This is a genomic window from Streptomyces sp. CA2R106 (genome assembly GCF_037034245.1).
Taxonomy (GTDB): domain Bacteria; phylum Actinomycetota; class Actinomycetes; order Streptomycetales; family Streptomycetaceae; genus Actinacidiphila.
The window spans coordinates 46,661-67,964 of record NZ_JBAGKC010000019.1 but is presented as its reverse complement, the minus strand read 5'-3'; the positions used below and the strand labels follow the sequence as shown (position 1 = coordinate 67,964).

The window sequence follows — 21,304 nt, the reverse complement described above, 5'->3', positions numbered from 1 at the left end:
CGGATTACGAGCGAACAGTGATCACCGAGGGCGGGAGCGAAGACGATGGCGCGGACGCGGGCCGGGGCCGGGCACGATGCGGAGGGAGTGAAGGAACCGGGGAAAGGGGACGGCCGGCGGCGCCGTACGGCCGTGGTGGGCTCCGGCGTGGCCGGGCTGACCGCCGCGTACGTCCTCAGCCGCAGCCGGCACGTCACCTTGTACGAGGCCGACGGCCGGCTCGGCGGGCACGCGCACACGCACGACGTGACATCGCCCTCCGACGGGCGGGTGCACCGCGTCGACTCCGGGTTCATCGTGCACAACCGCCGCACCTACCCGCACCTGCTGCGGCTGTTCGACGAACTCGGCGTGGCCACGCAGGAGTCGGAGATGAGCATGTCGGTGCGGTGCGAGGGGTGCGGCCTTCAGTACGCCGGTGCGCGCGGCCCGGCCGGGCTGCTCGCCCGGCCCCGGAGCCTGCTGCGCGGCCGCTACCTGCGGCTGCTGTCCGAGGTGCCCGCCTTCCACCGGGCGGCGCGGCGGCTGCTGGCCCGCGGCGGCGAAGAGGGGCTCACCCTGGGCGGGTTCCTCGACCGCGAGGGCTTCTCCGCCTACTTCCGCACCCACTTCATGACCCCGGTGGTCTCGGCGGTGTGGTCCTGCGACGCCGCCGGCGCCCGGGGCTACCCCGCCGCCTACCTGTTCCGCTTCCTCGCGCAGCACGGCATGCTGTCGGTGGCCGGCTCCCCGAAGTGGCGTACGGTCAGCGGCGGTTCGCGGGAGTACGTCGACCGCGTCGCCAAGCACGTCGCCGAGGTCCGCACCGGCACACCGGTGCGCGCGGTCCGGCGCCACGCCGACGGGGCCGAGGTCACGGACGGGGACGGCGCCACCGAGTCGTACGACGCCGTGGTGATCGCCGTCCACCCCGACCAGGCGCTGCGGCTGCTCGCCGACCCGACCGGGCCGGAGCGCGAACTCCTGGGCGCATTCCGCTACTCCCGCAACGCCACGCTGCTGCACACCGACACCCGGCTGCTGCCGCGTGCCGCGCGGGCGCGCGCCTCCTGGAACTACCTGATGCCCTCGTGCACCGCCGACGCGGACCGGGTACGGGTCAGCTACGACATGAACCGGCTGCAACGCCTCGACGCCGCCGAGACGTTCGTGGTCACCCTGGGCGGTGAGGACCGCGTCGACCCGGGCCGGGTGCTGGCCCGCATGGTCTACGAACACCCCGTCTACACCCCCGAGTCGGTGGCCGCGCAACGGCGGCTGCCCGAACTGAACAGCCCGGTCTGCGCGTTCGCGGGCGCCTACCACGGCTGGGGGTTCCACGAGGACGGCTGCCGCTCCGGCGCCGAGGCGGCCGCAGCGCTGGGGGCGCACTGGTGAGCGCCGTACCCGCCCTGTATCCGTGCACCGTCGCGCATGTGCGCACCGGCCCCAGGCGGTACGCGCTGCGCCACCGTACGTACCTGTGGCTGGTCGACCCCGACCACATGCCCCGACTTCCCCTTCCGCTAAGGCCGTTGGCGCGCTTCGACCCGCGTGACCACTTCACCGGCGAACAACCCTCGATCCGCGCCGGGTTGGACGGCTTCCTCGCCACGCACGGTGTGTCCCTGGACGGCGGGCACGTCCTGATGCTCACCCACGCCCGGGTGTTCGGGTACGTCTTCAACCCCCTGACCCTCTACTGGTGCCACGGCCCGGCGGGCGACCTGCGCTGTGTGGTCGCCGAGGTGCACAACACGTACGGCGGCCGCCACTGCTACCTGCTGACGCCGGACGCGACCGGGAAGGCGGACACCCCGAAGGAGTTCCACGTCTCGCCGTTCTTCCCCGTCGACGGCCACTACCGCATGCGCCTTCCGGCCCCCGGCGAACGACTCGACCTCGCTGTGCACCTGGTCCGCGAGGGCGGACGGGCCCTCACCGCGACCGTACGCGGCGAGCGGCGGGAGGCCACCGCCCGCGGACTGCTGCGGCAGGCGCTGCGCCACCCCTGGTCCACCCTCGCCGTGTCGGCCGCGATCCGCGCCCACGGCATACGCCTCTACCTGCGGGGACTGCCGCTCCAGCCGCGCCCCGCCAGCACCCGCCCGGAGAAGACGACATGAAAACAGCGCAAGCACGCAGCGGCGCCGTGGACCCCGCCCGGTGGCCGGACGTCGCCGCGGTGCCGCCGGCGTCGCGGGCGCGCCGGACCCTGACCGAGGCGGTCGTCCGCCGAGCCCTGCGGGGGCTGCCGCTGCGGGCCCGGTTCGCCGGCGGGCAGACCCGGGGGCAGGGCGGGCCGCTGCTGGAGGTGCGCGACCCGGCCGCCTTCCACGCCCGGATCGGGACCGGCGGGCTGGTCGGCTTCGGCGAGTCCTACCTGGCCGGCGAGTGGGACGCACCCGACGTGGTCGCCGTCCTGACCGTACTGGCCGAGCACGTCGCCGACCTGGTGCCCGCCCCGTTGCAGCGGCTGCGCCGGCTGTGGGCGCCGCGCCACCCGCACGACGAGCGCAACACACCCGACGGGTCCCGGGCCAACATCAGCCGCCACTACGACCTGTCCAACGACCTGTTCGCGCTCTTCCTCGACCCCACCCTCACCTACTCCGCGGCCGTCTTCCGGGGATTCCCGGCGCGTTGGGAGCGGCTCGCCGAGGCGCAGCACCGCAAGATCGACCGGCTGCTCGACCTGGCCGCCGCCGGCGCGGGCACCCGGCTGCTGGAGATCGGCACCGGCTGGGGCGAACTGGCCCTGCGAGCTGCCGCCCGCGGCGCCCGCGTCACCTCCCTCACCCTCTCCCGCGAGCAGCGCGACCTGGCCCTGGAACGGGTCCGCGCGGCGGGACTCGAGGACCGGGTCCGCGTCGAGCTGTGCGACTACCGCGAGGCCCGCGGCACGTACGACGCCGTGGTCAGCGTGGAGATGATCGAGGCGGTCGGCGCGGAGTTCTGGCCGGCGTACTTCCGCACGCTCGACGAGCGGCTGGCGCCGGGCGGCCGGGTCGCGCTGCAAGCGATCACCATGCCGCACGAGCGGATGCTCGCCTCCCGCGGCACCTTCACCTGGATTCACAAGTACGTCTTTCCCGGCGGCCTCATCCCCTCCACGCGGGCGATCGAGGAGACTGTCCGCGACCACACCCGACTGCGCCTCACCCGCCGCGACGCTTTCGGCGCCCACTACGCCGAGACGCTGCGCCTGTGGCGGGAGCGCTTCACCGAACGCGCCGAGGAGACGGCGGCGTTGGGCTTCGACGAGACCTTCCGCCGGCTGTGGACCTTCTACCTCGCCTACTCCGAGGCCGGTTTCCGGGCCGGCTACCTCGATGTCCAGCAGTACCTCTTCACGAAGGAGGGGCCCGCGCGATGAGCAGCGTCCACCAGAAGGGGGCGGCGAAGCCGTGAGCGGGTTCATGCCGGGCGGTTTCGGGTGGGGCGGGTTCGCGTGGGGCGGTTTCGGGTGGGGCGGGTTCGCGTGGAGCGGTTTCGCGCCGAACCTCGCCTGGGCCGCCGCCGCGGCCCTCGCGGTCATGCTGGCCACCTTCGCGGTCGCGGTGCGCACGGGCCGCCACCGGATCGTGGATGTCGCCTGGGGCATCGGCTTCACCGCCGTGGCCGCGGTCACCTTCGCCGCCTCCGCCGGGCAGGGCGACCTCCTACGACGGCTGCTGGTGACGGTGCTGACGGCGGTGTGGGGGCTGCGGCTCGCGGCGCACATCGCCCGCCGGGGGCGCGGCCACGGCGAGGACCCGCGCTACGAGGCGATGCTCGCGAAGGCGCCGGGCCACCGGAACGCGTACGCCCTGCGGAAGGTCTACCTGCTCCAGGGCGCGCTGGTGTGGCTGGTGTCCCTGCCGGTGCAGGCGGCGCAGTACGTGCAGGGCCCGCCGTCGGTGCTCGGTCGGGCCGGGGTCGCCCTGTGGGCGGTCGGCCTGGCCTTCGAGGCGGTGGGCGACGCCCAACTCGCCCGCTTCAAGGCCGATCCCGCGGGCAGGGGAAAGATCATGGACCGCGGCCTGTGGTCCTGGACCCGGCACCCCAACTACTTCGGCGACTTCTGCGTCTGGTGGGGCCTTTTCCTGCTGGCCTGCGACGCCCCGGCGGCGGCCGGCGTGTCCGTGGTGTCCCCGGTGGTGATGAGCCTGCTGCTGACGAAAGGCAGCGGAAAGCGGCTGCTGGAACGGCACATGGCCGAACGGCCGGGTTATGCCGCGTATAGGGCGCGTACCAGCGGGTTCTTTCCCCGCCCGCCCAGGCGGAGGCCCTGACCGGGGCCGGTGGTGCCCTGACGGGACCGGCGGCGCCCAGCCCGGCCCCCCGGCCCCCCGGCCCCCCGGCCCCCCGGCCCAGGCCCCGCGGCACTCAGGCGGGGAAGCCCAGGAGGGCGAGGGGCGCGGAGGTCGGCGCCTTCGAGCCGCCCGCCGGTTCCACGGTGACCCCGACGCCCGAGGCCCCGTCGACGGCCCCGTGCAGAAGAACGGCCTGGTCGGTGCGGTCGGGGTCCATCAGGCCGGCCGCACGCATGGTGCCGCCGTCGTCGAACCACAGCTGGTAGACCTTGCCCGCGGCCGGACGCGCCATCCCCGAGACGAGGAACACCGCCTGGTCCCGTTTCCGCGAGACCACGACCGTACCGCTGGCACCGCCCCGCAGCGCGGCGGTGCGCGTCCTGGCGTCCGGCGAGGTCAGGACGGCCGTGATCGCCTCGGTGCCGCGCTGCGCCCGGTGCGCCTGGCGCAGGGCGTCCTCCGCCCGCTGGTGCTGCCAGAACGTCGTGCCCCCGAGTGCGGCCGCGACCGCGAGGCAGGCGGCCAGCGCCCACCGCGACAGCAGCCGGGCCCGTACCGCCGCATGGCGCGTGCGGCCGGTGCTCGCCCCGCCCGGCGGCTCCTGCCGGACCGACCCGACGCGCCGCAGAACCTGCTCGCGCATGCCCGCCGGAGGCGTCACGGTGACGGCGAGACCGAGCCGGGCCGCGGTGGCCGACAACTCGGCGGCCTCCTGCGCACAGGGTTCGCAGCTCGCCAGGTGGTGCTCGAACGCGGTGAGTTCGGCGTCGGGCAGGGCGTGCAGGGCGTAGGCCCCGGTCATCCGGTGCAGATCGCCGGCGGCGGTCACGCGGTCACCCCCAGGCAGTCGCGCAGGCGGATCAGCCCGTCCCGCAACCGGGTCTTGGCCGTCCCCAGCGGAAGGGCGAGCGCCTCGGCCACCTGGCTGTAGGTCAGTCCGCGGTAGTAGGCGAGCGTGACGGCCTGGTGCTGGATCGCGGTCAGCGTGCGCAGGCACCGCCGTACCTGTTCCCGCTCCAGCCTGGCCTCGACCTGCTCGGTCACCTCGTCGAACTCGGCCGTCCGCGCCAGCAGCGCGGCCTTGTGGTCCCGGGCGGCCGCGGCCTCCACGGAGCGGACCCGGTCCACGGCACGGCGGTGCGCCAGGGTGAGAATCCAGTTGATCGCCGTCCCGCGGTCGCGCCGGTAGCGGGGGGCCTTGCGCCACACCTCCACCAGCACCTCCTGCGCCACCTCCTCCGACTGCGCCTGATCACGCAGCACGGCACGCGCGACCCCCAGCACGGAGCCGGCCACGGCGTCGTAGACGGCCGCGAACGCGTCCTCGTCACCCAGGGCCACGCGGCCCACCAACTCCTCAAGATCCGGTTCCGACGAGGGGTTCCTGCCGATATGAACGGCTTCTCTCACCTGGGCCTCCGCTGTTGGTGCATCTCCGGAGGTGATCCGGTGCCGGCGTCGCGGCGGATTGGTCCTGACGGTGAGGAAACCGTACGGGGTCCGGCGGGGCTTGGCGGGTGCGTCACACCCCGCGGGCCCGGTGGAGATCCGCGAGCCACGGATGCTCCGGGTGCACGCGGGTGAGTAGCCCGGCCAGGATCTCGTGCTGAGCCCCGGTCAGGTGCGGGACGGCCGCGTCGAAGTCTTGCTGGTCCTTTCCGCGGGGGTGCCCGGCCTTGAACAGAAGCACCAGCTCGGGCGCCAGGTACGGGATGCCGGCTCGGGCGTGGTGGATGACGGCGCTGTAGGGAAACCGGATCTCCTCGTCACGTCGGTAGATCCAGGTGCCGCCGTCGTGCGGCTCGCGGAACACGTCGAGCAGATAGTTCCCGGTGGCCGGATCGCGCAGCCACGTCTGATGTACGGCAGCCAGCACCTCTGGTGTGGGGTCCTCCCAGATCCGGCCGCCGCCTGCCGCGTCGAAGACGTATCCGGGGAAGCGCTGACGGACCTCGGGGAAGCCTGCCTCCGGAACCGCGATCTCGATGTCGCCGTGAACGCGCGTCCGCCTGCCCAGGAACAGGTCCAGAGCCCAGCCGCCAGCCACGTACCAGGGCGTGCGGACCCCGGCCAACCGCTGCGCGACCTCGCCCGGTGTCCAAGAGGACGACCACCTGGCGTGGAGGCCGTCGATCTCGTCGGGTGACAGCTCGGTGCCGCCGGCGGGCAGTCGCTCGCTCACCTCAGGGAACCTACCAGCGGTCTCCGGCGCCTGGACGGGTCGTGGCCATCTGTGACGAGCCTGTATGTCGACGGCGGCTGCCAGGTGTACTTCGAGTGCTGCCCCGCTTGGGACGGCGCGGGCGACCAGTTCGACATCGCCTCGCTGGCCGACCTCGCGCTGCTGCCGTGCCTCACGCGTATCGCGGGTGTCCGCAACTGCGGGATCTTCCCGCCCCACCTCGCTGATGCCCTCGCGGCCCGGGGCATCGCCACGGGCTGAGCGGGCCGACGCTATTGGGCAGGGCGTATGGCGCCGGCCGCTCAGGCGCGTGACCATGCGATCTTCACACCATCCGGCGCTCTCCTTCGTGGCCGAGGTCTGTCGGCGTGCGTGCGGTGCGCCGTAGGCTCGTCGGCCTCGACGGGGGACAGAAGTGGTGGGTGAGGAACCATGGGCCACTGGCCTACCGGGGGCGCGGAGCCCGGCGACGCGAACCCTTCGGCGCGGCAGGGGAGTTCGGGCGCGGGGGCGGTTCCGCGGAAGCCGTCTTCCTCGTCGTCCCCGTCGTCCCCGTCCTCCCCGGAGGACCGGCCCGCGGCGCCCGGCGCGCACCCCGCAGGTCCGCCTCCGACGGTTCCGCCCCAGCCTCCCACTCGGCTTCCCCCGCCTCCGACCCTGTACCCGGCGGCGCCTCCCCGGCCGACCGGACCGCCTCGCACCGCGTCGTTCTCGCCGCCCCCGCACCCGCCCCCGCCCGCCCGTCCGCCGTCGAACGGCCGGTTCCGGCCCTGGTTACCCGCGCGACGCGGCCGCCTGATCCTGGCCGCCGTGCTGGCACTGTGCCTGGGCGCCGGCCTGGCCGTCTGGCTCACGGTGCCGACGCACACAAAGGCGCCCGAGTTACGGAAGGCGCCGTTCTACCTCGCGCTGGACAACCTCGCCGCGCAACCGGTGGTGCACTACTCCGGCTCCGCCGCCGGGGTCGGCGAGTGGGACCTCAAGGTCACCAGCGGCGGCGAGGAACTCGGCACGGTCTCCTTCGCCGGGCAGCAGATCGACATCCTGACCGTGGGCGGCCGGACATACGTCAAGCCCCCGCAGGAACTGCTGGCGGGTCTGCCCGGAGACGCACCGTCATCGGCGCTGAAGGGGCAGTGGATCACCGGGGACGACACGCTGAGTGCCGCCCTCCCGAAAGGTCTTGGGACGCCCGCGGCACTCGCCGACTCCTTGTGGGCCGGGCTGGAGAAGGCCACCGACTTCCCGCAGGTCGGTGACGCACCGGTCGTCATCGGCTCCGACCGGGCCTGGCGGGTCACGACGCCCGACGGTGTGCTGTACGTGTCCGCCGCGAAGCCCTACCGCGTGCTCCGGGTGGGTCCGGATTCGTCGCGGGCGGGGGGTACGCCGTCGTCGGCAGCCGCGGCCGGTCAGCGGACGCCGGCAGGGCAGCGCCTGCCGGCAGCGCAGCCCCCGTCGGCAGCTCCGCTCACGGCCGGCCGGGTCGCCCCTGCCGCGGCGGGCGGCCTGAACGGGCTCGGCCGGACGAACTTCGCGCAGATGTCGCCGTCGGACGTGGACCAGACGCTCGGTGACCTCAAGAACCAGACCGAGAAGCTCAAGAGCGCGGTCGACCTCGGCATCCAGTTCGACGTCGAGGGCCAGGAGTCGCTGGACTGCTCCGACAGCAGCTGCACGGTCACCGCGCACGTGACGAGCACGACCACCGCCGGCAGCGCCTCCCGCGTGTCCGGGACGGTCACCGCCCGTCTGACCGCCACCGTCACGGTCAACGGCAAGGACGGCGGCGGCTGCACCGGGCAGGCGACGCTTCCGGTCAACGGGAGCGGGACGATCAGCTGCCCCGACCCCGAGGTCGCCCCGATCGTCGCGGAGATCAAGGAGCAGGCCCAGGAGGAGGCGAACGAGGAGGCGGAGGAGTCCGGCCATGACGCCGAGGTGCCGTACACGCTGGACTACGGCGGCACCGCAGAGGTGTGGGCCGAGGCGGTCGTGCAGGCAGCGGTCGACACGTACGTCAGCGGCGAGCAGGACGAACAGAGCGCGGCCGACCAGTGGGCCAAGGACAACTCCGACTGCGAGGAGGCCGCGTTCACCGGCCCGGCGAGCGCGGACATGGAACCGGTCGGCCTGGTCGCGCGGCCGGTGCGCCATGGCGCGGCCGCGGTCGACGACACGTCCGGTGACGGCGGGGCCGCGGACGACCCCGACGGGGCGGAGGCGTGCGCCGGAAGCGCCGACGGGCTCACCGACGACGACTGGAACGCGATCGACGACAAGTACGGTCCGCAGGTCGCCGACGGTGTCGACTACAACGAGCAGGTGATGCACGGGCCGGACCGGGCCAGGGCGGCCAGCCACACGATCCCGGGCATCGGCCACGATCCGCAGGCGCTCGCCAGGTACTTCGCGAAGTACCGGAACGTGCCCTTCACCCATGTGGACTCCCGGATCGAGGAAGGGGCGTCGAAGGCGTACGCCGTCTACGACGAGGACAGGGGGGTGGCTATCATCAAGAACTCCCGCATGATCCACGGCTACCTCATGAGCCCCGAGAGCTTCGCCAAGCGCTTCGATCCGATCAAGGAGGGCGGATGAGGACCCGGGTACTCGTCGAGCGGGCGGGCCGCGGCTTCCGTCTGCGGTTGACCGCATCGCAGCACTGGCTGCTCGTCAACGCGCTCGCCGCCTTCCTGGAGGGCACAGTCTCCGCCACGGAGGTGGAACTCGTACTCGGCCCGGCCGGAGGGGAACTCGACGCACTGCTCGCCGGTGCCGAGCCGGCGGAGAGCGGCAGCAGGCTCGTCCTGGACGCGGACATCCGGCAGGCACACGCCCTGCACGCCCTGCTGATGAACACCCCGGCCCGGTTCGCGACGGAGGAAGCGTTCCACCACCGGGTCGGGGCCTTTCGGGAGAACCTGCTGAACCTGGCCGCCGGTCTGTGCCAGGCGGTCGGTGGCCTCACCACGGCTCCGCCGACTGACGAGGGGCCGGGGTAGAGGTAGGGGTAGTACGGCCCTCGTCGCTGACGGCCGCCGACGCATGGGCGCGGGCGGATGGGCGCGGGCGGGCTATTCGTCCATGAAGAGGATGCGGCGGGTGGGGGTGGCGGTGCCGGGGGTGGTGAGGGGGGAGACACGGCCGGCGGGGACGGCGCGTTCGCGGCCCCAGGCGCGGATCTCCTCGATCTGCTCGGGGTTGACGCGGCTGAGGGGGACGGTGTTGGCGAAGGCGTCTAGCAGGTAGGAGGGTTTGAGGAGGTGGATGCCGCCGCACAGGTGGGCCTCCTCGCCGACGTCGTGCAGGGTGGACTCGATGTCGGAGCCGGCGAAGCCCTCGGAGAGGTCGACGAGGCGGTCGATCTGCTCGGGGTCGGGCTCGGCCCGCAGATAGCGGCGGTAGTAGACCTCGATGATCTCCCGGCGGTCCTGGCCGTCGGGCAGGTCCACGAAGAACAGCTCGTCGAAGCGGCCCTTGCGCAGCAGTTCGGGCGGCAGGCTGCGGACGTCGTTGGCGGTGGCCACGATGAAGGCGCGCGAACGCGACTCCTGGAGCCAGAACAGGAACTGCCCGACGATGCGCTGCGGTACGCCGGACAGGTCGTCGCGGCCGGCGAGGCCCTTCTCGATCTCGTCGATCCACAGGATGCAGGGCGCCACCCGGTCCGCCATCGCCAGCGCCTCCCGGAACCGGCTCTCGGACTCGCCGAGGTACTTGCCGTGGATGCTGGCCATGTCGAGCCGGTAGAGGGGGAGTTGCCACTCGTGGGCGATGGCCTTCGCTGACAGGGATTTGCCGCAGCCCGGAACTCCCACCAGGAGTACGCCTCTTGGCGGGCGCAGTGCGGAGTCGCGCAGGTCGGCGTGCATCATGTCGTGCTTGCGGGCGAGCCAGGTCCGCAGATTGGTGAGGCCGCCGATCGTGTAGTCGCTCTCCTTGAGCCGGACGCGCTCGATGCCGGTGAGGTCGCTGAAGATGCGGTCCTTGGCCTGGGCGAGCCCGAGGACGTCGGCCTTGAGGATGGACCCCTTGGCGGCGATGGTGGCCATCAGGTTGACGCACTCGGCTTCGGTGACGCCGTTCAGGAACTCGGCCGCGCGCCGGGCGTCGTCGTCGTCCCACTCGATCGGGATGTGGCCGCTGTGGTCGCCGAGGAAGGCGGTCAGGGTGCCGTACATCTCCTCGGTGTTCGGCAGGTCGAGGGTCAGGCTCATGCCCAGGCGCTGGAGGCCGCTCCAGATGGGCGCGTCCGTGATCAGCACGATGCTGCCGGAGTTCTCGTCGGCGAGCCGGGCGAGTTCGGCGATGTGCCGGGTGACGGGGGTGTCCTCCTCCAGGTGGTCGGGGCTGACCAGCACCACGGTGGCGTTGGCCCGGCTGCCGAACTGCTTCCCGGCGAACTCCATGGCGCCGACCAGTGAACGGTCCTCCTGGACCGGGGAGTTGGTGCGCAGGTCGCGCAGGCCGGTGGCCCGGGTGTAGATCCAGAACGGCATGCTGCTGCGGCGGGGCTGCCCGGCCGCCTCCCGCAGCAGCCGCAGGGCGCGCTGCTGCTCGATGGAGCGCATCCCGATCACGGGCACCCGGGCGGAGATGTAGCTGTCGAGGTGGGCCAGGCTTTCGGAGTAGTTCGACATGCGGGCCTTCGGTCGCGTGGGCGGGTGGCGGACAGGCAGGGCGGGCAGCGTGCAAGCAGCGGGGCGGGCGGCGGACATGGAGCGGAAGAGCGGAAGGGGCGGAGGAGCGCGGCCGGCGTACGGTCCCGGGTCCGTTGCGGTCCCGGGTCCGTTGTGGGATCGGGTCCGCGTCTGTCCCGGCCCGCGTCAGTCGGTGATCACCCGGCGGCGCGGCCGGTCCGGGGGCAGCCGCCCCCACGGATCGGGCGCCGGGGCGGCGGAAGCGCCGGGCGGCGACCCGGACTTGGCGCCGCGCCGGCGCCCGGACCCCGCACCAGGCGGCCGGCCCGGCGGCGCCCCCTCCGCGCCGCCCTCCGCCCCGCCCGCCGGGATCGCCGCGGTCAGCGGATTGTCCCGCAGCGTCCGCCGCCGCTCCTCCACCCCGCGCGGATCGGCCCCGTCCTGCCCGGCGGCGTCGTCGAGCGACCGCTCCAACTGCTCCTGCACGTCCCGGATCTGGCCGTCCACCATGCCCGTCAGCTGCTCCCGTAGCGAGGCGGGCAGCCCGGGGTGACCGGCGAGTGCCCGTACGGCCAGCAGCCCGCCGCGCGCCTGGGCGAGCGCGCGGCCGGCCGAGAACTCGTCCGGGGCCGCCTCCAGCGCACCGGTGAGCTGCTCGGCCCAGACCCTGAGCCGGAGGTCGAGCGCCTGACCGAGGTGCAGCCCGAGCCGCGCCCAGGTGTCCGGGGGGAAATCCGGCTCGGCGAGCGGCGGCAGGGCGCCCGGGTCCGCCTCCTCCTGTGCGGACCAGCGGCGCAGGAACTCCACCCACGTCTCGTACGGCCCGCCGCGCCCCCAGTACGCGGTCACGTCCGGCTGCCGGGGCGCCGTACGAGGGTCTCGCCCGGCGGGAGCGGCTCCCAGTCGGGCAGGCCCTCGGCGATCTTGCGGACCCGGCTGGTCACACGTTCGGCGCCGGGCGCCCGGGAGGCGGCGGCCCACGGCGAACCACTGCGGGGAGCAGGCCATGGGGAGCGCGCCGCCGCAGGGGACGCGAGGTGCGGTTGGGAGTCCGTGGCACTCATGACGCGGTTTCCTCCTTCGCTACGGTGCGGCCCTCGAAGCGCGAACCGCCGCTCATCGCGGTGCGCAGGGAGCGGATCAGCTCCCGGCAGGCCGGCTCGGTCTCCTCGGCCGCGGCCAACTTCGCCTTCCAGTCCGTGAGTTCGGCGGACGCGGCGCGCAGCTGGTGCACGGACTCCAGTTTGGCGCTGTCGAGGATCGTGCGGGCGTCGTCCTGGAGCCGGCGGGCGGTCTGCGAGCCGTTGTACAGGACCAGGCCCCACACGGCGCCCACGATCGCCGCGATGATCAGCGCGGCCGTCATCCGGAAGGACCCGATGATCACCAGGATGCCCGCGAGGGTGAGGGCCAGTGGCGCCGCCTTCCGTACCCAGGGGAAGGCGTATCCGGCGATGAAGGGGGCGGCGTGCCGGTCCCAGTGCGCGGTGAGCGACTTCTCCAGCTCCTCCATCGCGAGAGTGAACGAGCCGGTCCACGAGGGGAGTTGGAACGTCCTGGCCGCCACCGTGTACCCCGTGCCGAAGTGCGCCTCGACATCGGGCGGTACGGCGGCGCGGTAGTCCCGGGTGAAGCCGGCGTGCGCCTGCGCGAACCACTCGTGGCAGGCGGCGACGGCGAGTTGGCGGGTGGCGGCCGAGGTGCCGATGGCCGCAGGGTTGAGCGCGGCGGTGGTCTGCACGGTCAGGTAGTCGAGCGTCTCGTCGTAGGAGGCGGCGTCCGCGTCGGCGGCGGTGCGGGCGGCGTCCAGGTCGCCGCCGTGGTCGATGACCGCGTGGTGGAAGGCCAGGTCGCGCCGGAGCGGCAGTTCTTCGTTGTCGTAGTTGGAGACGAGCTGGTCGAGGATGTCGTCGACGGCGTCCTCGATGCGCTCGGAGGGCCGTACGGCGTGGTCCATGACGGCCCGGTACCGCTCGGTCAGCGGCCGGTGGACGCGGGCGCGGCGCAGGACGTCGTCGAGCCGCGGCCACTGCGGGCTGACCTGGGCCAGGCGCGGGAACTCGGCCGCCGTGGACGCCGGGACGAGCGAGTCGACCTCGCCGCGCCAGCGGGTGATCTGCCGCTGCTGGGCGTCCGCGTCGTCGAGCAGGTTCTCCCGCCAGCCGGTCAGGGTGCGGTCGAGCAGTTCGCGCCCCGCGAGCCCGAACGCGCCCTGGGCGATGGACTCCAGGATGACGGCGAACTCCCGGCCGAGCGCGGCCGGGTCCTGGGCGGCCAGGTAGTGCCGCAGCCAGCGCACGGCCGCCTCCCGGCGGCCCTGGCGGCGCAGCACCAGCGCGAAGAACAGCGAGGTGCGGTCGGGCGCGCGCCGGAACGCCTCCTCCACGGCCTTCTCGCACAGCGCGCGGTCGTCGGCGGACCAGGACGCCAGGGCCACCAGGGCGGGCGCGAGCCAGTAGCGGGGTGTCTGGAGCATCAGCTGGTCGCCGACCTGCCGCACGGTGTCCTCGGAGACCAGCCCGAGGTCGAACGCCTGGAGCATGCCGACCGCGGTGCGCCGCACCGTCCGGTGGTGGCCGAACTCGTGGTCGACCTGGTCCTGGATGACGCCGATCCGGGTCTCGGCGCGCTGGACGTTGGCGGTCAGCTGCGCGGTCCTGACGAAGGCCAGGAACTCCGCGCGCAGCTCCTGGAGTTCGGTCCGGGTCTGCTGCTGGTGCGACTCGACGGCCGCCACCTGGCCGGACACGTTGCCCACCTGCTCGCTGAGCCGGACCACGAGGTTGCTGACCTGCTGCACCTTCTGGTGAAGGGCGTAGTCCACCTCGGACATGCGGTTTCTCCGATCACGTATGCGGTGCGGGGTGGCGGTGCCGTGCCGGTGCCGGGGACGGCCGCCGGTGCTGTCAGGGCCGTACCACCGTGCCGTCGTCGAGGACCGGCAGGAGCAGCCCGCCGGAGTAGACCTCGACGAAGGCGTAGCCGCCCGAGCGCACCAGCATCCGGGCGCGCGCGAACGGCTCGGGCACCGGGTCGGCGGGGGCGAAGTGGCGGACGATGGTGTGGCGGAGGTCGAGTTGGTGGTCGACGTACGGCGGGCCGAGGTGGCAGACGGCGAAGAAGCCGACCGGGACCTCGCCGTAGTCGGCCAGGTAGGTGTCGTGCAGCCAGCCGGCCAGGCGCGCGCACCCGGCCTCGTCCAGCCCGGCGTCCAGGCGGCCCACCGTGGCGCGCAGTTCCCGCGGGCGCGGGGCGAGGGCCGCCCGGCGCAGCGCGCCGCCGGTGCCGCCGGTGCTGTGCGGCCCTGCGGCCGGGCCGCCCACCCGGCGGCCGGTGCGCCCGGCGGTGGGTGGCGCGGTCGGTGGCGCCGGCATGGTCGGGGTGGCCGGCGTGGTCGTCGGCGCGGTGGTGTCCGGCCGTACGATCCGCCGCGGCCGTTCGAAATACCCCATGCGTCCCCCGAGTCGAGTCAAGGCGTCACCGCCCCCGTCGCGACCCGCCGCCCGGCCGGAACCGGGGTGGCGGTGCCCATCGGTGACGCCACGTCAATTCTGCGCCAGAACGGCGGATCGGTGGCCGGAAGCCCGAATTCCGCCCCGGATTCGCCCCGTTGCCGACCAGTCGGGCCGTACGGACGGAGGGGCGTGGCTGGCACACTTCCCGCCATGGGGTCGATCCATGCGTTCATGACGGGTGTCAACGCCTATCCGGCGGCCGTCGCCACGCCGCTCACCGGCTGCGTCAACGACGTCACCGAGGCCACCCGGCTCCTGGCCGACCGCACCGGCGGCACCGCGAGGGTGCGCACCCTGCTCGACGGCGCGGTGACGGTCGCGGCGGTGGAGGACGGCATCCGCAGCCACCTGGGGGCCGCGGCGGCGGGCGACACGGCGCTGTTCTGGTTCTCCGGGCACGGCACCGACGCGCCCGCCTCCGGCGCGGACCTGCTGGTGGAGGCGACCGGCCGCACCCAGGCGCTGGTCTGCGCGGACGGCCCGCTGCCCGACAAGCGGCTGGGCGCGCTGCTCGACGAGGTCGCGGCCCGCGGGGTCCACGTCCTGGCGGTCCTGGACTGCTGCTACTCCGGCGGCGCCACCCGCGACGGGGCGGGCCCGGCCGGCAGCGCCGCGCGCTTCGCACCACCGCGCCCGCAGTGGCGGCGGGCACTGGCGGCCAAGGACATGACGCTGCCCGAAAGGACCCCGGGACACCTGCTGTTGGCGGCCAGCCGACTCGACCAGGTTTCCTACGAGGGGGACTTCGGCGGGCGGCGGCACGGCGTCTTCACGTATGCGCTGCTGGACGCGGTGCGGGCGGCCGAACCGGGCACGCCCTACCGGCAGTTGATGGCGCTGGCCGAGGCGCGGGTCCGGCGGTCCGGCCACCGGCAGCGGCCCGTGCTCCACCCGGAGGGGCCCGGCGCCGCCGATCTGCCCTTCCTCGGCGGGGCGGACACGGGCCCGGCGGGTGACCACCTGCTGCGGTACGGCGCGGACGGGTGGGAGGTCGACTGCGGCACCGGCCACGGGCTACGGGACGGCGCCGGGGCCGACGGCACCGAGTTCACCGTGGTGGCCGCGGACGGTCCGGACGGTCCGGCCGGGGCAGGGAGCGGCCGGGTGCTGCGCGCGCGGGCGGTCCGCGCCGACCGGACCCTGGTGGACCCCGTGGACTGGGCGCCGGAGCGGGAGCGCGCCTACCCGGTGGTGCTCTCCGCGCTGGCGTCGGCGCCCGCGACCGTGGAGGTGGTGGAGGACGCCCGGACCGAAGGGCAGGCGGATGCGCGGCCGGGTCTGGCCGAACGGCTCGCGGCGGCCCTCGCGGGGTCCGGCCCCGGCAACAGTCCCACCCCGCTGCTGCGCCTCACGGACACGCCCCCGGCAGGCGGCGCCCCGCACTTCCGCGTGGTCGCGGACCGCGGCGGCACCCACGTACGCGACCGGGCGGGCACACCCCTGGTCGCGCCGCTGCCCCGCGCCGCCGACCCGCGGACCCTCGCGGACTGCCTGACGCACCTCGCCGGCTGGCACCGGCTGCGGGACTTCACCTCCCGGCCCTCCCCGCTCGACAACCGGATACGGGTGGACGTGGTGCCCTGGGACACCCCGGACGGGCCGCCCCTGCTCCCCGACGGCCGGGGCGAGATCGTCTGCTCCTACAGCGCCCCGGACGGCGAACGGCCGCGCGAACCCTGGGTCGCGATCCGCCTGCACAACCGCGGGCACCGCCCCCTGTGGTGCGTGCTGCTCGACCTCACCGACAGCTACGCCGCCAACTCCGCACTTTTCCCCGGCCACTTCATCGGACCCGGCCGCACCGGCCACGCCCTGGACGGCGACCCGGTGCAGCTCTCCCTGCCGCCCGGCCGGCCCGCCGTACCGGGCGCGCAGGTCCGGGACTGGCTCAAACTCATCGTGGCCGAAGGCGAGTTGAACACGGTGCCGTTCCACATGGCGGCGTGGGACCCGGAGCGTACGGCCGAGGTGCGCGGCCCCTCCGGCACGGGGCGGCAGCCATGGGCCGCGGGTGCGCTGCGGTTCGAGCACCCCGGGCGGCCCGGCGCCGTACGCGACGCGGGGCGGGTCGGCGGGGGCGGCCCCGTACGGTGGGCCACACGGACGATCGCGCTGCGTACCGTCGTACCGCGGGAGGCTACCGGCCCAGGTGCGTGAACCCGGCCCAGGCGCTGAGGTCGTCGGGGTCGATGTGCGGGACCCGCGCGGCCAGCGACGGCGGCAGGGTGGCGGGGAGCGCGCGGGCCGGGTCGAGCATCCACAACTGGCCGCGCCGCAGCGCCGTCGCGGGCGGCTCGCCCTCCGCGCGCAGGTAGTGGTGGACCATGAACATCAGCAGCGAGGTCGCCTCGTCGGGCACCGGCCACAGCGAGCCGACCACCGAGCGCGCCCCCGCCACCAGGAAGGCGGTCGCCAGGCTGTACGCCTCGTTGTGGCCGCGGCCCGAGACGTGGCTGCGGCACGCGGCGAGCACCACGAGCCCGAGCGCCCCGCCCGCGGCCCCGCCGTCGGCGCCGTCCCCTGCCTCGGTCAGCTCCTCGGCCGCCAAGTCGCCTCCGTGCAGGGCGAGATGGGCGCTGTGCCGCCCGCCCCGCGCCACTGCCGCATGGCACGCCAGGTGCAGCATCGCGCCCGGCTCGGCCCCGGCCGCGCCGCCCGCCATCCAGGCCAGCACCTCCGCCGCGGTGCCGGGCCCGTCCGGCGCCCCGCTCCCGCGGTGGCCGAGGAAGCGGCCGCGCGGGTAGAACGCGCGCTGCACCGCGTCGGCCTCCTCACCGGCGTACCGCAGGTCCCCGGTCGGGTCGCCCACGACGAGCGCCGCACCCGTGTGCGCGACGGGCGGCCGGGCGGCGACGTCGCACAGCAGCCGCGCGGAGGCGGCGTACGAGATCTCCGCCTCACGCAGGGCGTAGCGGCGTCCGCCGTCCGCGCCCCGGCCCCACGCGGCGTGCCAGGGCACGAGGCTCAGCGTGCCCATCGGCACCAGCACCAGCCGCGGCGCCCGCCCGGTCCGGGTGGCGAACACCTCCAGCATCGGCCGCATCGCGGTGTACCAGGCCCACCCGCAGACCCGGTCCAGCCGCTCGCGCAGTGCCGGGGCGGGGGAGCCCGCGGCGCCGGAGGCGAAGCCGGGCACGGGACCGAGGTCCCGACCGGGCCCGCCGCCCGGGCGCAGCCCCGCACTTGGCTCCGCACCCGCACCCGCACCCGCGCCCGGGGCCAGCCCCGGCCCCGGCCCGGCACCCGCATCCGGACCCGGCCCCAGTCCCGCACTCGGCCCCGTGCCCGCACCCGGCCCGACACCCGCACTCGCATCCGGCCCCGCACTCGCATCCGGCCCCGGGCCCAGTCCCGCACTCGGCCCCGTGCCCGCACCCGGCCCGGCACCCGCACTCGCATCCGGACCCGCACTCGCATCCGGCCCCGGACCCGTGCTCCGGCCTGCTGCCGCCGCACCCTCGGCGTCCGCGTCCAGCGCCGCGGCGAAGTCCCGCAGCGCGGCGGCGTCCTCCTTGAGCGCCGGCAGCGGCACCGCGTGCACCGCGCCGGAGGAGGTGGCGACCACCGCGGTGCCGGGCGTGTCGTCCGTCGCCGGGACGAGGTAGACCAGGGCGTCCTTGCGCAGGGCGCGCAGCGCGGCCGCGATCTCCGCCGGGCCGGGCGGGTCGAGCAGGTCGTCCTGGACGGAGTCGGTGCCGGTCAGCGCAGCCAGCACGCGGCGGCGCAGGCTGCTGGGCACGGCGGCCGGGCGCCGCGCCCCGGCCAGCAGGTCCACCGCGGCGCCCTCGTCGAACCCCGCGGCCCGCCACTCCTCCGCGAGGGCCGCGTGCCCGGCGGCGGCCAGGCGTTCGGGCACGGTGCGGGAGGTGGTGGCGGCGTGCAGCACCAGGCCGCGGCAGGCGTCGAGGGCCCGGACGGCCTGCTCGGGCACATCGTCGCGCAGGCACCAGCCCGCGACCTCGAGCGCGGTGCCGGTGGCCTGCGCCACAGCCTGCGCGGCGTGTTCGGTGCCCGACTGGAGCAGCGCGGCCCAGGCGTGGCCGCGCAGCGCGTCGAGTCCGATCCGGCGGCCCGCCCCGCGGTCGTCGCGGCGCAGTTCGCCGCGGGTGCGGTAGGCGCGGCCGAGGGCGAGCCCGGCGAGCGCGTACAGGCGGTGCTCCGGCCCGCCGGCCATCGCGAACGCGGACTCCAACAGCTCGATCCCTCGCGACAGATGGCGGGCCCTGGCCGAGGGCAGCCGCTGGATCTCCGCGAGCGCGCAGTGCCCGAAGCCCAGGCAGTGGGCGTACCGCAGCTTGCTGTCGGTGCCCTCGTCCACGAGGTCGTGGGCCTCCTGGAGCAGCTCCATCATCGCGGCGAGCTCCACCGGGTCCTGGCGCTCGGTGGCCCGGGCGAAGCGCACGATGGCGTTGTCGCCCAGTACCCAGGCCCGGTGGTCGCGGGGCAGGTGCCGTGCCGCGGCGCGCAGTTCGGCCACGGACGGGCGGCCGGTGAGCGGCGGCGCGGGCGGGGCGCCGAGGGTGCGGGCGAGCTGGTCGCGGGCGGCGCGGGCGTTCTCCAGCAGCGTCCACAGCTCGATCCGGGACGGGTCGTCGGCCGTGAGGGCCGTATGTGTGGCGTGCAGGTCGGCGAGGTGGCGGTCGGCGGCGGCGAGGTCCGCGCGCTGCACGGCGCTCTGCGCGTCGGCCGCGGCCTGCTGGGCGTCGAGCAACTGCCGCAGATACGGCGTGACATGGGCGCTGTCGCGCAGCCGCTGCCACTGGGCGCGGGCGGAGACGGCGTCGTCGCCGGTCGCGGTGATCTGCCCGCGCAGGCCGGTGGCGACCAGCCGCATCAGGTCGATGCCGCCTCCGGAATCGTCGGTGCCGTCGGCACCGACAGCCGTCCCGGTGTGCGCGAGGTGGTCGATCACCGCGTCGATGCCGTCGCCCGAGCGGGCGTCGTTGCCGAGCAGCAGGGCCTGCGCGGCCACGCTGTGCGCGCGGCTCTGCCACCGCGGGTCGTCCCGGTCGTGGGAGACGGCGCACGTGATCAGCTCGTCCTTCTGCGCGGCGGTGACGTACCTGCCGTGCGGGTCGACGAACACCAGGCTCTGGAGCAGGGTGACGGCCAAGCGGGCCCGGTCCCGCGGCGAGGTCAGCGCACGGAACCGCGCGTACTGCGTGTCGAAGAACCGGCCCCGCCGCCCGTCGTGGCCCGCGCTGTCGAAGATGCCCGGGAAGTCGTCGTCGGCGTCCCGGAAGTCCAGGAAGGAGCGGCCCTGTTCGACGTCGCCGAGCATGCGCCGGAACGCCTGGAACGCGTCGTCGAGGTGGTCCTGCCGCGCCGCGCCGGCCGGGCCCTCGGCGGTGATGCCGTGCGCCTCCTGAAGGGCCAGCCGGGCCACGGCGCCGATGAGGCCGACCATCCCGCGCAGGTCCTCGTTCAACTGCTCGTCGCCGAGGGCCAGGTCCGCGGCCCGGGCCGCGTCCCGCAGCCGCGCCGGGTCGGGGTCCTGCTGGTAGCGGTACTGCTGGAAGACGGCGAGCATCAGGGCGGTGACGCCGATCCGGCCGTCCCGCGCGGGCTGCCACGTGTCGAGGGCACGCCGGATCAGCCCGATCGCCCGGTCCTGCTGGGCGGCGTCGCGCCGGACGCCGCCCCGCTCGTACAGCAGCCGCCCGAAGCCGTCGAGGAACTGCGGCGGCAGCCGGCCGACGTCCGCGGGATCGGCCAGCAGGCCGGTCCGGCCGGTCAGTTCGGCCTCGGCAGCGGTGGCCTGTGCCTGGTCCTTCCAGGTGGACCAGATCAGGTAGCGGACGAAGGCGCTGCGGACGCCGGCCTCCCAGGCCCAGTCGGGGCGTCCGCCCGCCGACCGGTGCGCCTCCAGCAGGGCGGTACCGAACTCGACGCGTGCTTCCTCCAGTTCGTCCCGGTCGCGGGTGGCCCGGCCGTGCACCATCAGGGCCACGGCACGGCTGTAGCGCAGGAACGGCGGGTCGTACCAGGGCAGTTCGGCCTCCCTCGCCTGCCCGTAGTGGTGGGCCGCGGCCGCCGCGTCCGCCGGGTCGGCGCTCAGCTCGCACCGGGTCAGGTGCAGCCAGGCCCGCGAGGCCGCCACCTCCACGGCCGCCTCGCTGCCGGGCGCCAGGTCTGCGGCGGCCTGCTCGTAGCGGCGCAGGGCCTCGTCGAGGAGTACGGCGCGCCGCTCCGGCGGTTCCGCGCAGGTGGTGACGCGCTCCTTGGCGCAGGTCGCGAAGAGCAACCGCCCCAGCGTCCGGGCGGACGCTGTGTCCTCGTCCCCGGCCGGAGGCTCCGCCGGCCCGTCCAGCCCGGCGAGTCCCGCCCGCAGCAACTCCTCTGCCTTATCGAGGAGTTCGGAGTCCGGCGCCGCGTCGTACTGCCCGGCCCGCACATGCCCGAACCGGATGCGCCACACCGCCCAGTCGGCGCCGTCGCCGGGCGAGCGGAACGCCGACTCGAACGCCTCCGCGGCCAGTTCCAGGTCCTCCGGGCGTTCCTCCAGCAGCCACAGGCGGTGGCTGACCCCACCGGCGGCGGCGCACAGCGCGGGGGCCTCGGGGCTGTCGGACGCGGTCGCGGCCAGCGTGCGGAGGATCTCCTCGCGCCGGGCGCGCAACTCCTCGCCCGTCTCCTCCTGTTCGGGGGCAGGGCTCGATCGCGGCGCAGTCATGGCACGAGGGTCCCAGG

At 74.8% G+C, this 21,304-nt stretch carries 17 protein-coding genes; 8 read left to right on the top strand and 9 right to left on the bottom strand.

What is annotated here, in order from left to right; translation table 11 throughout:
- The first annotated feature begins 45 nt into the window (after positions 1-45).
- From WA788_RS24065 to WA788_RS24050, 4 genes are read left to right on the top strand one after another with little or no spacing between them, the layout of a single operon-like run.
- Positions 46-1,377: an NAD(P)/FAD-dependent oxidoreductase gene (locus WA788_RS24065; RefSeq protein ID WP_443034086.1), complete on the top strand. Its 1,332-nt coding sequence runs from the start codon at positions 46-48 to the stop codon at positions 1,375-1,377.
- Complete coding sequence (locus WA788_RS24060; protein WP_335980704.1) at positions 1,374-2,105, top strand: DUF1365 domain-containing protein; 732 nt, start codon at positions 1,374-1,376, stop codon at positions 2,103-2,105. The genes WA788_RS24065 and WA788_RS24060 overlap by 4 nt, the downstream gene beginning before the upstream one ends.
- Positions 2,102-3,355, top strand: coding sequence for a class I SAM-dependent methyltransferase (locus WA788_RS24055; RefSeq protein WP_335980702.1), 1,254 nt, complete (start codon positions 2,102-2,104; stop codon positions 3,353-3,355). Before WA788_RS24060 ends, WA788_RS24055 begins: the two co-directional genes overlap by 4 nt.
- 43 nt (positions 3,356-3,398) lie before the next feature.
- On the top strand, positions 3,399-4,253 hold the full coding sequence (locus WA788_RS24050) for a DUF1295 domain-containing protein (RefSeq protein WP_335980786.1): 855 nt from the start codon (positions 3,399-3,401) through the stop codon (positions 4,251-4,253).
- Between the two features lie 94 nt (positions 4,254-4,347).
- Here WA788_RS24050 and WA788_RS24045 read toward each other — a convergent pair whose 3' ends face one another.
- The 3 genes from WA788_RS24045 to WA788_RS24035 all read right to left on the bottom strand — a co-directional run bounded on the left by WA788_RS24045 (position 4,348) and on the right by WA788_RS24035 (position 6,456).
- On the bottom strand, positions 4,348-5,076 hold the full coding sequence (locus WA788_RS24045; protein ID WP_335980785.1) for an anti-sigma factor: 729 nt from the start codon (positions 5,074-5,076) through the stop codon (positions 4,348-4,350).
- A 23-nt stretch (positions 5,077-5,099) separates the two neighbouring features.
- Positions 5,100-5,684 (bottom strand): ECF RNA polymerase sigma factor SigK, encoded by a 585-nt coding sequence (sigK, locus tag WA788_RS24040; RefSeq protein WP_335980700.1) that lies wholly within the window; start codon positions 5,682-5,684, stop codon positions 5,100-5,102.
- Positions 5,685-5,796: 112 nt separating this feature from the next.
- The gene (locus WA788_RS24035; protein WP_335980698.1) at positions 5,797-6,456 is read right to left on the bottom strand and encodes a nucleotidyltransferase domain-containing protein; all 660 of its coding nucleotides are present in this window, start codon (positions 6,454-6,456) and stop codon (positions 5,797-5,799) included.
- 51 nt (positions 6,457-6,507) lie between these two features.
- Here WA788_RS24035 and WA788_RS24030 point away from each other — a divergent pair, with 51 nt between their 5' ends.
- The 3 genes from WA788_RS24030 to WA788_RS24020 all read left to right on the top strand — a co-directional run bounded on the left by WA788_RS24030 (position 6,508) and on the right by WA788_RS24020 (position 9,461).
- The gene (locus WA788_RS24030; RefSeq protein WP_335980696.1) at positions 6,508-6,717 is read left to right on the top strand and encodes a DUF6892 domain-containing protein; all 210 of its coding nucleotides are present in this window, start codon (positions 6,508-6,510) and stop codon (positions 6,715-6,717) included.
- A 549-nt stretch (positions 6,718-7,266) separates the two neighbouring features.
- Positions 7,267-9,057 carry a hypothetical protein gene (locus WA788_RS24025; RefSeq protein ID WP_335980693.1) on the top strand — a complete coding sequence of 597 codons (1,791 nt, stop codon included), beginning with the start codon at positions 7,267-7,269 and terminating at the stop codon, positions 9,055-9,057.
- The gene (locus WA788_RS24020; protein ID WP_335980691.1) at positions 9,054-9,461 is read left to right on the top strand and encodes a hypothetical protein; all 408 of its coding nucleotides are present in this window, start codon (positions 9,054-9,056) and stop codon (positions 9,459-9,461) included. The genes WA788_RS24025 and WA788_RS24020 overlap by 4 nt, the downstream gene beginning before the upstream one ends.
- Positions 9,462-9,533: 72 nt before the next feature.
- On the opposite strand, the gene WA788_RS24015 is transcribed toward WA788_RS24020, so the two are convergent.
- The 5 genes from WA788_RS24015 to WA788_RS23995 form a co-directional block, all read right to left on the bottom strand.
- Complete coding sequence (locus tag WA788_RS24015) at positions 9,534-11,099, bottom strand: AAA family ATPase (protein ID WP_335980689.1); 1,566 nt, start codon at positions 11,097-11,099, stop codon at positions 9,534-9,536.
- A 186-nt stretch (positions 11,100-11,285) separates the two neighbouring features.
- Positions 11,286-11,948 (bottom strand): hypothetical protein, encoded by a 663-nt coding sequence (locus WA788_RS24010; protein ID WP_335980687.1) that lies wholly within the window; start codon positions 11,946-11,948, stop codon positions 11,286-11,288.
- The gene (locus WA788_RS24005) at positions 11,945-12,163 is read right to left on the bottom strand and encodes a hypothetical protein (RefSeq protein ID WP_335980685.1); all 219 of its coding nucleotides are present in this window, start codon (positions 12,161-12,163) and stop codon (positions 11,945-11,947) included. The genes WA788_RS24010 and WA788_RS24005 overlap by 4 nt, the downstream gene beginning before the upstream one ends.
- Positions 12,160-13,932 (bottom strand): hypothetical protein, encoded by a 1,773-nt coding sequence (locus tag WA788_RS24000; RefSeq protein WP_335980683.1) that lies wholly within the window; start codon positions 13,930-13,932, stop codon positions 12,160-12,162. Before WA788_RS24000 ends, WA788_RS24005 begins: the two co-directional genes overlap by 4 nt.
- Before the next feature lie 73 nt (positions 13,933-14,005).
- The gene (locus WA788_RS23995; protein ID WP_335980681.1) at positions 14,006-14,551 is read right to left on the bottom strand and encodes a hypothetical protein; all 546 of its coding nucleotides are present in this window, start codon (positions 14,549-14,551) and stop codon (positions 14,006-14,008) included.
- Between the two features lie 213 nt (positions 14,552-14,764).
- Between WA788_RS23995 and WA788_RS23990 the strand changes: the two genes are divergently transcribed.
- Positions 14,765-16,771: a caspase family protein gene (locus WA788_RS23990; protein WP_335980679.1), complete on the top strand. Its 2,007-nt coding sequence runs from the start codon at positions 14,765-14,767 to the stop codon at positions 16,769-16,771.
- On the opposite strand, the gene WA788_RS23985 is transcribed toward WA788_RS23990, so the two are convergent.
- Positions 16,752-21,287, bottom strand: a complete 4,536-nt coding sequence (locus tag WA788_RS23985) for a CHAT domain-containing protein (protein ID WP_335980677.1) — start codon at positions 21,285-21,287, stop codon at positions 16,752-16,754. The genes WA788_RS23990 and WA788_RS23985 overlap by 20 nt on opposite strands.
- Positions 21,288-21,304: the final 17 nt, after the last annotated feature.